General features: G+C 56.1%; 12 protein-coding genes. 7 read left to right on the plus strand and 5 right to left on the minus strand.

The genetic code is table 11. From position 1 onward, the window contains the following. Positions 1–78 precede the first annotated feature (78 nt). The 4 genes from M0R30_RS02865 to M0R30_RS02880 are packed head-to-tail and all read left to right on the plus strand — an operon-like array spanning position 79 to position 4,467. On the plus strand, positions 79–786 hold the full coding sequence (locus tag M0R30_RS02865; RefSeq protein WP_292543076.1) for a dolichyl-phosphate beta-glucosyltransferase: 708 nt from the start codon (positions 79–81) through the stop codon (positions 784–786). After that, complete coding sequence (locus M0R30_RS02870) at positions 783–2,600, plus strand: hypothetical protein (RefSeq protein WP_292543078.1); 1,818 nt, start codon at positions 783–785, stop codon at positions 2,598–2,600. Before M0R30_RS02865 ends, M0R30_RS02870 begins: the two co-directional genes overlap by 4 nt. Further along, positions 2,581–3,882: a BREX system ATP-binding protein BrxD gene (gene brxD / locus M0R30_RS02875; RefSeq protein ID WP_292543080.1), complete on the plus strand. Its 1,302-nt coding sequence runs from the start codon at positions 2,581–2,583 to the stop codon at positions 3,880–3,882. The genes M0R30_RS02870 and brxD overlap by 20 nt, the downstream gene beginning before the upstream one ends. Before the next feature lie 57 nt (positions 3,883–3,939). Next, entirely contained in the window at positions 3,940–4,467 is a 528-nt protein-coding gene (locus M0R30_RS02880) for a hypothetical protein (protein ID WP_292543082.1), read from the plus strand. A 10-nt stretch (positions 4,468–4,477) separates the two neighbouring features. Here M0R30_RS02880 and hisD read toward each other — a convergent pair whose 3' ends face one another. Further along, positions 4,478–5,722 carry a histidinol dehydrogenase gene (hisD, locus tag M0R30_RS02885; RefSeq protein ID WP_292543084.1) on the minus strand — a complete coding sequence of 415 codons (1,245 nt, stop codon included), beginning with the start codon at positions 5,720–5,722 and terminating at the stop codon, positions 4,478–4,480. A 427-nt stretch (positions 5,723–6,149) separates the two neighbouring features. Here hisD and M0R30_RS02890 point away from each other — a divergent pair, with 427 nt between their 5' ends. Further along, on the plus strand, positions 6,150–7,208 hold the full coding sequence (locus M0R30_RS02890; RefSeq protein ID WP_292543087.1) for a hypothetical protein: 1,059 nt from the start codon (positions 6,150–6,152) through the stop codon (positions 7,206–7,208). A gap of 71 nt (positions 7,209–7,279) precedes the next feature. On the opposite strand, the gene M0R30_RS02895 is transcribed toward M0R30_RS02890, so the two are convergent. The 4 genes from M0R30_RS02895 to M0R30_RS02910 all read right to left on the minus strand — a co-directional run bounded on the left by M0R30_RS02895 (position 7,280) and on the right by M0R30_RS02910 (position 10,452). After that, positions 7,280–7,978, minus strand: a complete 699-nt coding sequence (locus tag M0R30_RS02895; RefSeq protein ID WP_292543089.1) for an ATP-binding cassette domain-containing protein — start codon at positions 7,976–7,978, stop codon at positions 7,280–7,282. Then, positions 7,971–8,792, minus strand: a complete 822-nt coding sequence (locus M0R30_RS02900; RefSeq protein ID WP_292543092.1) for an ABC transporter permease — start codon at positions 8,790–8,792, stop codon at positions 7,971–7,973. The genes M0R30_RS02895 and M0R30_RS02900 overlap by 8 nt, the downstream gene beginning before the upstream one ends. A 70-nt stretch (positions 8,793–8,862) precedes the next feature. After that, positions 8,863–9,825 carry a molybdate ABC transporter substrate-binding protein gene (modA, locus tag M0R30_RS02905; RefSeq protein WP_292543094.1) on the minus strand — a complete coding sequence of 321 codons (963 nt, stop codon included), beginning with the start codon at positions 9,823–9,825 and terminating at the stop codon, positions 8,863–8,865. A 468-nt stretch (positions 9,826–10,293) separates the two neighbouring features. Beyond that, the gene (locus M0R30_RS02910; RefSeq protein ID WP_292543096.1) at positions 10,294–10,452 is read right to left on the minus strand and encodes a hypothetical protein; all 159 of its coding nucleotides are present in this window, start codon (positions 10,450–10,452) and stop codon (positions 10,294–10,296) included. A 67-nt stretch (positions 10,453–10,519) separates the two neighbouring features. Between M0R30_RS02910 and M0R30_RS02915 the strand changes: the two genes are divergently transcribed. Beyond that, on the plus strand, positions 10,520–12,283 hold the full coding sequence (locus M0R30_RS02915; protein ID WP_292543100.1) for a hypothetical protein: 1,764 nt from the start codon (positions 10,520–10,522) through the stop codon (positions 12,281–12,283). Positions 12,284–12,425: 142 nt separating this feature from the next. Beyond that, positions 12,426–13,316, plus strand: a complete 891-nt coding sequence (locus tag M0R30_RS02920) for a 4Fe-4S binding protein (RefSeq protein WP_292543103.1) — start codon at positions 12,426–12,428, stop codon at positions 13,314–13,316. The last annotated feature ends 81 nt before the right edge of the window (positions 13,317–13,397 follow it).

Raw genomic sequence — 13,397 nt, forward strand, 5'->3', positions numbered from 1 at the left:
GTACGGCAGGATGTAATCACCTCCAGGACACAGACAGGTGTTACAGCGTTCAGATACATGCAGGTTGTTCCGCACACCATGACGACAGATCCCGAATTATCCTACAGCCTTGTGATCCCTGCGTATAACGAGGAGTTCCGGATCTCGCCACTCCTTCTGGGGATCGATCGGTTCGAAGGGGAACTTATCGTTGTCTGTGACGGTACAGACAGGACGGCAGATGTTGTCGAGAGCATTGCCATCAGGAGAGCGGATCTCCGTATCCGCTGCCTCCGGTTTGACCACCGTCTCGGGAAAGGCGGGGGGGTGCTTGCAGGTCTCGCTGCTGCACAGGCACCGTTTGTCGGGTATTTCGATGCCGACGGCTCGACAACGATCGGGGAGATGCTTCGTCTCTTCACCATCCTCAGCTCCACGGATTGTGCGATTGGATCCCGCTGGGCTCCCGGATCGAAACTTATGGTCAGGCAGGGGCTGATGCGCCGGATGGAGAGCCGGGGGTTCAACCTCATCATCCGGATCCTCTTCGGACTTACGTTTCACGACACACAGTGCGGGGCCAAGGTTTTCAGGAAAACTGCTGTTGACAGCGTCCTGCCATCAATGATCTCGCGGGGCTTCGAATTCGATGTCGAACTGCTCTGGAGACTCCGGTCTGCCGGGTTTACGATCACGGAAGTCCCCATAGAATGGCAGAACAAGGGCGACTCGCGGGTCAGGAAGCGCGACATGATCAACATGCTCGCCGGTCTTTTTACTATCCGGTTCCACAAGGGCCGGCCATGATCCCCCTGCCACCCGAAGAGCAGAAACGAGAGGCGTTCCGGCTCTTCGAAGACGGGCGGTACCAGGAATCGCTCCTAGTCTGCAACCAGATGCTGGAGTCCGGCCGGGACCCGGCGCTCGAGATCCTCGCAGCAACCAACCTCTACTATACCGGTCGTCACGAGGATGCGGAGGTCTTTTTCCGCGACCTTGCCGTGCGGATGCCGGACTCCTCATATGTCCACAGCTACCTCGCAAAGGTGATGGAAGCCCGGGGGGATGAAGGGGCAATCGCAGAATATGCCGCAGCCCTTCACCTTGACCCGACCAACCAGGACGCCGTGCGGAGCTACGCGGAGTATCTCCTCTCCCGCAAGGATTACCGCGGGGCCCTGCCGGTCTTCCGTCACCTCGTCACACTCGCAAAGAAGCCCGGTGACATCAGGAACCTGATGCGGGCGCTTATCGGGATCGGGGAGGCTAAAGAAGCACTCACCATCCATGCCCGCTATGCAGGGGAGACGGGAAAATCGCAGGAATATATCGATGCACTGGTAAAAACCCGGAATTTCCAGGCTGCTGCCGATGCTGCGTTGGCGATCTGGAAAGAGACACACGACCCCGCAACGCTCCGGACCTACCTTGACGCGCTCGCCCGGTATGATCCCAGAGGATCTCTTGAGGTCTATGCCACCCACCTGAAGGACCACCCGGATTGTGCAATCCTGTTCGATTATGTTCTCTTCCTGAAATCCAGTGGCAACCTGGTGCAGGCACAGAAAACTGCTGGAGAACTCCTGTCACTCTGTCCCGATGAACCGGTCTACCGACTCGTTGAATGCGATCTACTTGCCGCAACAGGCGATGAAAAGAGAGCCCTTGCCCGGTATGAAGCGCTGGTCCGGGACGAACTTACATCAAAGAACGACATGGACACGCTGGGCCTTGTCATCGGGAAATACCGCCAGTACCTCAATATTCACCTTCCTGCTGACGAGGCCGCACGCCGATTCCTGGAGCACGTCTCCCGGGACATGAACGTTGTCAGCCTGCTCGAAACCGCACGGTTTTACGATGATTGTGGCAATACGAGCGAGGCGCGGTCGTGGTATTACCGGGCGTACCGGGCAGACTTCCTTGCCGGGGGGCAGGACTATGCCCGGTTCCTTGCAGAGAACGGGGAAGAGCGCGAATGCGAGAAAGTGATGCTCTATATCCTTGCCAATGTCAGGAAAGGGGCGGACCTGACCAGGGTCGCATCCATCATCGTCAACGAGAAGGGCCGGATGCGCTCCATGAAACGGTTGACGGGGCAACTCATACAAAAGCTTGAGGAGAGGAGGACTACCCTGAGTACGGAGGGCATGGAGCTGCTGGCCATTGCTTTTTTCATTGCCGCGTCCAATGCTCTGGAAGAGGCCGATTATGCACGCTGCAAGTATCTGTGCCTCTGCGGGATGGACGTGATGCCGGCCCATTCGCAGGCGATCCGGCTCGAGGATTACCTTCTCCTCATCCGGAACTGCAAAGAAAAAACCCTTGCCGATCGCCCGGTCATGCATGACAATCCGGCACCGAAATACCCGGAAACCACACCTCCCACACAAGTTATCACCGACAAGCTCGGTCTCACCGACCAGGAGGAGAAGATCGTCACGTTCCTCCGGTCGCACCGGAAGGCAAGCGAGATGGAACTGCGCAAGGTCCTTGGGACCCGCAGGGTCGTCGGGATCGTGAACAGGCTGATACAGAAGGCGGCATCGCAGGGCGTTGCCTTGATCCAAAAGAAAGGCGTTGGGGAGGACGGGGAGACCTATGAATACACCGGATCCTGAACGGATGGCAAAGAGCCGGCTCGAGAGCATCAATATCATCAACGCGCTCCGGAGAGGGACGGTACCGGCCGGGGGGCTTGAACGGATCGCGGTCGGGCTTGACGTGGAAGAGGGCGTGATCGCAAAACAGCTGGAGTACGTGGAACAGGGCGGGGGCGACCTCAAGTTTATCCGGGGAGAATACGGGAGCGGTAAGACGTTCCTTGTTGCCCGGGCCCTCGAGATTGCGCGGACCAGGGGGTTTGTCACGTCCCACGTGGTCATCGCGCCCTCAACACCCCTCCACAAACTGAAGGGTATCTACCAGCAGGTCTGTGCCAACCTGCGGACAAGCGGGGAGGAGCACGCGATGAAGACGATCGTGGACAACTGGCTCTTTGGCATCGAGGAGCGGCTGTTGTCCGTTAGCGGCAACGGGACAGAGGATGCCGTGCTGGAGACCGCTACGGAGCGGGAGATCGAAACGGCTCTCTCCGGCATCTCCGAGATGAACTCCGCTCTCGCAGCTACCCTGCGGACCTATTACCGGGCGAACAATACAGGGGATTTCACGCTGGCACAGGCGGCCCTCGGGTGGATCTCCGCCGAGCCCAACATCGGAAGGGAACTCAAGCAGAAAGCAGGGATCCGGGGAGATATCGACGATACGATCGCCTTCACCTTCCTTCGCGGCCTCGTCTCGATCATCCACGCAGCCGGGTACCGTGGCCTTGCGATCGCGATCGACGAGATGGAAACCACTCAGGGGCTCCAGCGGAACCAGCGGGAGAAAGCATACCAGACGCTCGTCCGGATCATCGATGCGCTGGACCGGGGCGATATGCCCCGTTGCTACTTCCTGTTCACGGGGACACCGGCACTCTTTGAGGGGTCACGCGGGATCCGTTCCCTGCCCCCGCTCTACGACAGGATCAACGTCGTCCAGAGCGATGCGTTCAAGAATCCCCGCCAGCCGCAGATCATCCTCTCGAAATTCGATACCGCCAAACTCGAACTGGTTGCCCTCAAGGTCGTGGACGTGTATGCCCGGGCCTATACAGAGCCGGACCGGGAGCGGATCTCGCACCGGTTTATCCGGGCAATGATCAGGAAGATCACCACGCGGTTTGGCGGCCGGGTCGATATCATCCCGCGGATCTTCTTAAAAGAGTTCGTCGACATCCTTGACAAGTGCGAACTCTACGAGAACTACAACCCCCACGATACCTATGACTTCGATACAGAGCATATCAAGGGTGAGCTGAAAAAAGAGGAGGAAGCCGTAATGGTCGTCACGTTCTGACCGGGCGATTAACGGACTATGAAGTTATTATACGATTGGAAAGCACACGGTTCAGGTATGATACGTGCGCCCCTGCTGGTCCTTCTTGCCGCCGTGCTGGTCATGGCCGTGCCGGTATCGGGCGCTGTCATTCTCACCGTCAATACGTCAACGTCTGTCGCAAACATCGGCGACACGATCACCCTCCACGGAACCGTCAACGGGACACCGACAATCGCGGTGTTCCTCTTTGTAACCGGCCCGGACCTTGACCCCCGGGGCGTTGCGCTCGATAACCTGAACATTCCCGCAGGGAGGGGCATGTTCACCACGGCGCCGGTGAAACTATCGGATGGCACCTGGACTTATGTATGGGATACCTCCATCATCCTTGGCCCCATGAAGCCCGGAAAATATACCGTATACGTTCTTGACGATCCGGTCGACCGCCAGCGGTTCATCAAGGCGGATTACGCAACTGCGGATATCGAGTTCCTTCCTTCTGATAAACCGGTAGCAGAGACCCCGTTTGACCCGCTCCTGCCGGTCCTTGCACTAGGAGTTACAGGATGTATGTTGGGTGTTGTGGGATGGAAAAAAGAGTAATTGAAAAAAATCAGAGCGCTCTTCTGATCTTCACGGACTGTGCGTGAGCATACAATCCCTCGGCTTCAGCAATCGTCTCCACGATATCGCCAATCGCCTCGAGCCCGTCCTGGTCGATCATCTCCACCGATGCCGTCTTGCAGAAGTGCGCTACATCAAGTCCCGAGTACATCTTTGAGTATCCTGCGGTGGGGAGGCAGTGGTTGGTGCCGACCGCATAATCCCCGCAGGCAACTGCAGAGTACCTGCCGACAAAGATTGCACCGGCATTCCTGACTTTAGTAACTACGGTGAGGGGATCGGCAACCTGGATCGAGAGGTGCTCAGGAGCGACCATATCAGATGCGGCGATCGCCTCATCGATGTCATTGACCACGGTATACCCGGAGTTCTTCAGCGCCTCAACGATGATCTCTTTCCTGGGGGCATCTGCCACCATCTTCTCGATCTCTTTTCCCACCTTTGCCGGGAGAGCGGGATCGGTCGTGATCAGGATGCAGGCCGCATTCGGGTCGTGCTCGGCCTGGGCCAGCACATCAGCAGCAATAACCTTCGGGTGCGCCGTGCTGTCCGCGATGATCCCGATCTCGCTCGGGCCTGCCGGGAAGTCGATCTCCGCATGTTCGCGGAGCATCATCTTCGCAAGTGTCACGTAAACATTGCCCGGCCCGACAATCTTCTGGACCGGCTTTATCGACTGTGTCCCGAGTGCCATTGCCGCTATGGCCTGTGCACCGCCGGCCTGGTAGATCTCATCGACACCCGCGATGTCAAGGGAGACAAGCGTTAAGGGCTTGATGGGCGGAGGGGAGCAGGCGCAGATCTCCTTCACCCCGGAAACCTTTGCGGGGACCGCACACATCAGGGCAGATGACGGGTAGGCCGCCCTGCCGCCGGGTATGTAGAGCCCGACACGGTTCAGGGCCGTTGTCTTCATCCCGAGCACCACGCCCGGCTCCATCTCCTCGAACCAGAGATCGCGGGGCCGCTGGCGCTCGTGGAAGCGCTCGATCCGGGCGTGTGCTTCGATTAAGGCCTCTACGACCTGCGTATCGACTTCATCATACGCGGCCTCGCGTTCCTCTTCAGAGACGGCGATATTCTCAAGCGTGACGTACTTCTTTACAAGGTCCCTGAGCGCATCGTCTCCCTCGTTTTTCACCCGCCCGATAATCCCGGTGACGGTGCCGCGTGCATCCTCAAGGCTCGTCTTCCGGGCCGCAAGCCATGCATCGATCCCCACTGCCTTCCACATAGTGCGAATATCTTCGACAGGAAAGGTTGTTAAGGTTTCGTTATCCGAAGAATCGAGCAAAGCGAGATTCGAGGACGAGAAGAACGCTTCAGCGTTCTTCGAAGAATCCTGATGGATTCTTCTCGTTTCTCGGGTTTGATAACCCTCGAAACTTCGAAGTCCGACCTGTCATCAGACGAGGAGGACGAGAAGAACGCTTCAGCGTTCTTCGAAGAATCCTGATGGATTCTTCTTGTTTCTCGGGTTTGATAACCCTCGAAACTTCGAAGTCCGACCTGTCATCAGACGGGGAGGATGAGAAGAACGCATCAGCGTTCTTCGAAGGCCGGCTTCGCCTCCCTTCTCGTTGTCGAGATTCTGGCGAGCCTTTCAGGCCATAAGGCCTATTGCCAAACAGAACGCACATGAGAGTTAGGAACGTGGGATCATGGGAAGTCCATACCTCAACACCAATGAAACGATCATCCTATCAACGCACAATATCATCATCAACACGATACCGGCCGAGGCGATCCTGACCAATCAGCGCCTTATTCTCGTTGACAGCAGGCACACCCGGTTGCAGCCGCAGGACGTACCGTTTACCGCACTGGAGACCGTGACGATCGGCGACACATCCGCGATGGACCCAGTCCTCTCCCTCTCCGTTGTTATGAAAGACGAGACCCGGCATACATTTGGTATCGTCTTTCCCCAGGAACCAAAGACAAAACGCACGTTGGAACGTGACGAATGGGCGACAAAACTCAAGGAGGCCAGTGTCAATGCACAACAGGAGCATGGCGTGCAGCCGGCCGAACTCCTGCCACCCTGGGTTGCCGGGGAGATCCCGGAAGAGGCAGGTGACGAGGGAAAAGCGCAGGGACTGGAGGATGAAAAATATTACAACCCCCCGCTTTCGCCACGGAAACCGCGTGCGGCACCGTCGTCGAATAAACACACGATCATTGCAGCGGGTGTGGTGGTTGTTCTCATCATCGCCATCGCAATAGGTGTGTATTTCTTTGCCCCGTCATTGATCGGAATCGGCAGTCCTGCCGTGACACCGTCTGCGACACCCGTTGCAACACCGGTATTAACACCCGTGGTTACGGCAACCGCCACGCAGACTTCTGTACCAACCGAACAGCCAACCGCGATAATAACAGAGCAGCCGGTTGTCACTCCCACAGTGACTGTGATGGAAACGTCGGTATCGCAGAGCGGAATCCCCCAGACGGGTGTGTGGATCCGTATCGAATACGAGGGTAATTTCACTGCTTCATTCGGGACCTCAGGTCGCCTGAGGGAGATCACCGGATCGGGTGTCCTGGTCTACCAGATACCGGCCAAGGACGAGATCGTGGAGGCCACAGTCGAGAAACTCGACGATTTTGGGGGCATTCTCACGGTCACGATCTACAACGAGGGCCAGATTGCAGAGAGCGGCACAACGCAAAAACCCCATGGAATCGTAGAAATACATACAGATTTACGAACCCCGTAACAACAACCGTGAACGCAACACGGACTGCCGCGACACCGGCCTGACGGCCGGGTCTTCACTTTTTTTCGGTATTAATGATACCGGCATACAGTGCAGTCCTGGGGTATATCCGGGGGCCTGCCTTCCCATTCACGTTTTCCGGAACAGATGACCATCGCCCAGTCCGCGATTTCTTGACAGTCGGCCACCCGGTGTGTAACGACAATACAGGGGATCTGCATCTTCTTCACAATATCCCGCGTCAGCTTCTTGACTGCGTGTGTGCTCTCGACATCGAGAGACGAAAAAGGTTCATCCATCATAAGGAGCGCCGGGCCGATCGCGATCGCACGCGCAAGGGCTGTACGCTGCTTCTGGCCACCGGACAGGTTACCCGCTTTAACAGGTGCAAGATCTTCAAGATGCATCAGTTCCATCATCTGCTCAACACGCTCGGTAATTTCCAGGCGGGGCATGTTCCGGGCCCGCAGACCGTACGCGATATTATCCCGGACGGACAGGTGGGGGAACACTGCTGCGTTCTGGAAGACGTAGCCGATCCGGCGGTCTTCGATTGCAATATGGGTTCCCTGTGCCGGTTCACAGAGCGTGGCTCCGTTGAGCCGGATACAGCCTGAATCCGGGGGAAGGAGACCGGCAATGAGGTTGAGCGTGGTGGATTTGCCCGACCCGTTGTTGCCCATGAGCGCGAGGATCTCGCCGTCACGGACCTGAAACGAGAGAGCCATGGTGAAGTCACGCAGCGTTCTGGTGAATTCGACCTTAAGCATGCGGCACCTCTTTCCGGGTGACGAGCCTCACCGTGATCATGATGATGAAGGAGATGATGACGAGCAGAATGGATATGGTCAGCCCGAGGTTGAAATTGCTCTCCATCCCCACGTAAACCGCAAGGGGCATCGTCTGGGTCACTCCGGGAAGGTTGCCGGCGAACATGATGGTTGCACCGAACTCACCCAGGGCACGGCCGAATGTCATCACTGCACCGGAGACCAACCCGGTCGCGGTGAGGGGGAGGGTGATGGTCATGAACGTCCGCAGCGGGGAGGCCCCGAGAGTCCGTGCAGTATATTCGTAGCTCTGGTCGAATTGCTCGAACAGGGATTTTGCCTGCCGCATGTAAAAGGGCGACGCAACAAAGATCTGGGCCATGATGACGGCAAGCGTGGTAAATGCAATCGGGATACCCAGCATGTTGAAGTATCGCCCGACCAGTCCCATCCTGCCGTAAAGAACGAGCAGGGCAAAACCGGCAACTGCCGGGGGCAGGACGAGCGGGAGATCGATAAGAGTGTCAACAATCACCTTGCCCGGATACGATGAGCGCGCGTGCACGATGGCAAACGGGGTGCCGACAAGGATCACCACGGCAAGCGAGATCACGGATGTTGTGAGGCTCAACCAGAGCGCACTGATCACGAGCGGGTCCGAGAGCGAGGACCAGAATAATTCGGGGGTTGTACGGAAGAAGAGTGCAACAACCGGTAATGCGAGGTAGAGGGTTACGGCAAGGATCAGGAGACCTGCAAGACTGTACGAGAGGGAACGCCGGTACTTCTCCGGAAGAATGCCTGCTGGTCTCATAAGGAATGCCCGTATCAGGCCGGTTGTTCAATGGTACATGAATGATTGACGGATATAAAAATAAAAAGGATTAGAGGGGCCTGAAGCCGTAGTTCTTGAGGATCTGCTGGCCGTTTTCAGAGAGCATGAAGTTTTCGAAATCGGCCGCCGCACCTTTGCTCGTGGATTCTTTGAGGATTCCGATCGAGTAGGTCTGGAGATAATTGAGGCTCTTCGCGATGGAGACAGACTGATATTTGTCGCCCCCTGCAGTGTACGTGGATTCGTACACGAACCCTGCATCCACCTCACCGAGCTGGACCTTGCCTGCAACAGCGGGTTCGGCTGTTTCGTACGTAACCACGTTGTCATATACCGCTGTGTTCCATGCCGTGCCGTATTCCGATGACTTTGCCATTTTTTCCATGACACCTGCCGTTGCAGCGCCAACCGGGACGCTCTTGTCAGCCATCGCGATCTTCACGCCGGGTTTTGCCAGATCAGCGAGCGACTTGATATTGGCGGGATTGTCTGCGGGCAGGATCACGATCACGTAGTTGGACGTGAGCGGCTTGACCGTGCCGGTCACAAAATACCCGCCATCCGTAAGCTCGGTGGTGTACTTGTTGCTGGCCGAGATGAAGACATCAGCGTAGGCTCCTTGCTGGATCTGCGTCTTTATTGCCTGGGTCCCGGCGAGGTTGAAGACCACCTTGTGCCCGGGATACATCTCCTCAAAACCTTCTGCCAGTTTCGGGGATACACCGGAGAGCGAGGCCGCCGTGTATGCCACGACATTACCCTCGGAATATGTATACACCGGTTTGGGCGTACTGGTGGGGACTGCTCCGGCAGATGTTGCCGCGGGAGCCACGGTGGTTGCTACGACAACGGATGCCGGAGCCGCGGGGGCGACCGGTGCTGCCGTTGCGGCCGCAGTGGCAGTGGACTGGGGTGTGCTGGATGTGCAGCCGGCAAATAGTGCCGAGACAAGGAGCAGCCCGCAGACGATACTGACAAGGATTAACGTGTGTACTTTTGATCTCTGTTGCATGGTAATCATTCCTTTGCAGAGAGATGTGGGTAGGCAACACGTAAAACTATTTTCTTTTATTTTTCAAATAAGTAAATTATTATTATTAAATTATTTACATTCATTCGTGGAAATTCCGGGCTTTTTTAAGGAGCGAACCGGTAACGAATGCCCGGAATGAAAAAGATCCATCTGATGAACCTTAATGTCAGGATGATTATTCTGGCCCGGTTTAGTATACTATTTTAATTTAACATTTTTGATAAGTTAAATAAAAAAACTTATAAACCTGCAATCCCTATGACTATTGTGTCCCTTTGGAAACACGCACCAACCGGACGCATGCACACACAACAGGAACGCAACACAATACACATCTCTGGATCATGAGCCTGGATGTCGTGGTTACACACGACGCATCCGTGGTCTTACCACACACAGACCAATCGTTACGGAACCTCCATGACTCATCGTATCCGCTTTTCATGATCAGGACTGATCCCCGGTTGAGAAGGCAACCGGGGAATAACACCCTTTCTGGCCGGTTAATTGTTCCATAACATTCCTGACATTTTCATGCACGGGTGCATCCTGCTCCCGGACCCGGTCTCCCGCCATCATCAGGGGAATTCCGGATGAACGTTCCACGAAAGCGGGAACGCACCTAAAAAGCATATCTGCCCGGACAGCCAAAATGAGAAGATACTGAGGTATCATGAGCGCCCCGTACCTGAACCATGGTGAATCCATCATCCTGACAACGCACCGGGTGAGCGTCGGCTCTGTCATGTACGATGCCCTGCTGACCAATGAGCGCCTCATACTCATGGACAACCGGTATACCAGCTTCGAACCCCGGATGATCCTCTTTCCGGCAATTATTACCGTTAAAAGCGGAAAGGCCCCCACGGGAGAACCGGCAATCATCCTCACGCTCGAAAGTCCCAGCGACCTGAGCGGGTCCGAACAGGTCAACCTCATCTTCATCCAGCAGCAGGGAGAGAAGAGAAAGCACGAACGCGAGCTCTGGGTGAAAGAACTCATCGGGAAGGTCATCACCGCCCGCGAGCAGGCAGCGCAGAAAACGATCGTTCAGGTAAAGAAGAAGACCGGCATGCAGCCATCGGTCAGGCGCTGGGTTGCTCCTGAACCCATCCGCCCCCGCACATCCATTGAGACGCCCCCTCCCCCGCCACCGGAAGATGTCGTGATCTCCGAGGAGCCGGATTCGCTTGAGTTCTTCCTTGAAGAACGCTCCCGTAAAGGGCCGGAACCTAACGCAGAAGAGTGCCCCTCAGTGCCGGATGTTCCGGAAATCCCCCCGGCACCGGTTGACACGGACAGTATCTGGGAGGAGAAGCCGGAACCCCCCGAACCGGTCATCGTTGTGGACGCAGGACCCGAAGAACCCACGTATGCCCGGGAAATAATGGAGGATGAGTCGCCAATCCTGGATTATCTGCCGGATGCAGAATCCACACCGTCACAGGAGAACATGCCTGTTGAAGTGCTTGATGAGACAATCCATGAACCACCGGCAGGACCGGAACCGGAAACCAAAGCCCCATCATCGTTTGCCAGCACGGTACTGGCGGCAACAAAATCCCTGCAGCCTCCTGAAGATATTCCGGAAAATCTGGATACGGATACACCAGCACTGGCGGATACCCGTGAACCTGAAGAAGTCCGACCAGCTGGACCACAGGATGATGAGATATACTCTGCTGAAACCGGGAGTGACACCGATGAGGAGGATATACCGGAACCTGATGAGATACCTGAACCTCCCGTTTACAGCGAACATGCGATAATTCCACGACCCCCGCTCCCCGGGCAGGCACGGGAATTGCCCGGCACCTATACTCCTGACATTCCCGTGACCGGCATCACCATCGGGGCGCACGATGACAGGACTCCAGACAGTTCATCGGGCACACGTAAAACGGGTCACGGGCAGAGCCGCATGGTCCTCATCGCCGGGGTCCTTATCATTATCGCCCTGCTCGTGGTATTCGGGGGAATTTTCCTCATATCCCAATTCCCCCAGGACCCGGCTGGCGGTAGTCCGGTCACGGTCATTACCCCGACAGTTACACAGACACTGCCACCCGCTCCGCTGGCGGAACAACCGAATGGTGTGCGGGTGAATGTGATCTACCCCGGCACATTTACCGGAACCGTCGGGAACCCGGGCTTCCTTCAAAAGGTCTCCGGTACTGGCAACCACACGTTCCTGGTCCTGATGACCAATAATATCGTCCAGGCAATAATCCAGAAGCAGGATAATTCCGGGGATGCCCTGACGGTCGGGATCTACGACAACAGCACGCTGCTTTTACAGAAAACCGTCACGGCACCCATGGGGGAAGTCAACCTGCTCATCGATGTGAAGACCGCAAGTCCCCCGGGCATGGTGGCCGATATCACTCCTGTCAGTGACAAGCCCCTGCTTGGAAATGGTACCCTGATCTATTATTGACGGGGAATGGAATACGGTATTGTATTTAACCGGCCATCTCCATTTTTTAGACCGGTCAACCGAATCCACATTTATACATGTAAAGGGGAGTGTCGTGTCACAACCCCATCATTAATAACCCGAATCTTCTCAGTACTGATAGATGCAGCAAGAGTATGGCATTCACATGAAAGGCGGTGTCATCACCGAGCGGAATCCCGATTTTTCAACGGTCCGTATCCGTGCACCGGCAGGCGTTCTCACGATAGAACAGTTACGGGGCATCGCGGATATCGCAAAGAAGTACGGGACCGGTGTCGTCCACTGCACCACGCGACAGACGATCGAGATCCCCCATGTCAATCCCAAGACTCTCAAAAGAGTTGCACAGCGTCTCGAGAAGAACGGGACACCGATCGGGTCCGAGAAGGATGAGATCGTCAACATCACCTCCTGTCCCGGGACCGAGCGGTGCAAATTCGCCAATATCGATACCATCAGCCTTGCAAAAAAGATCGATGAAAAACTGTTCGGGAAGACAATGCCGGTCAAGATGCGTATCGGACTCTCGGGATGCCCGAATGCCTGCGTGAGCCCCATGCTCAACGAGATCGGTGTTATCGGGAGGATCCGCCCGATCCGTACTGAGGGTCTCTGTACCGGCTGCGGCATGTGCGTCTTCTACTGCAAGGAGAAGGCCATCAGGGTCAGGAACGGGATCTCGGAACTGGACGAAGAGAAGTGCGTCCAGTGCGGTATGTGCGTCAAGTCGTGCTCGTTCAACCTGCTCAAGGAAGCACACACCCACTACCTCATCACGGTTGGAGGGAGGCGGGGACGGCACCCGAAGATCGGCCGGGAACTTCTTACGGTAAAGACCGGGGAAGATGTCCTCATTGTGATCGACAAGATCATCGACTGGGTATATCGCCGGGCATGGAGCGGGAGGTTGCTATCAGAGCAACTGGATGAACTCAATTTCGAAAAGCTCCGGGAGGATATCCTGAAGCAGGTGCCGGAAGCGAGTGCGGCAGCGTGGCCTGTAAAGAAGTGATGGGGCGGTAACCTCTCATTAAGAATATTAAGGTCATTTTTATTGTATATTCGTGAAATTCTGTGCAAACGGGTTCACGAA

Origin of the sequence: Methanoregula sp. (assembly GCF_023227875.1) — an archaeon.
Taxonomy (GTDB): domain Archaea; phylum Halobacteriota; class Methanomicrobia; order Methanomicrobiales; family Methanospirillaceae; genus Methanoregula.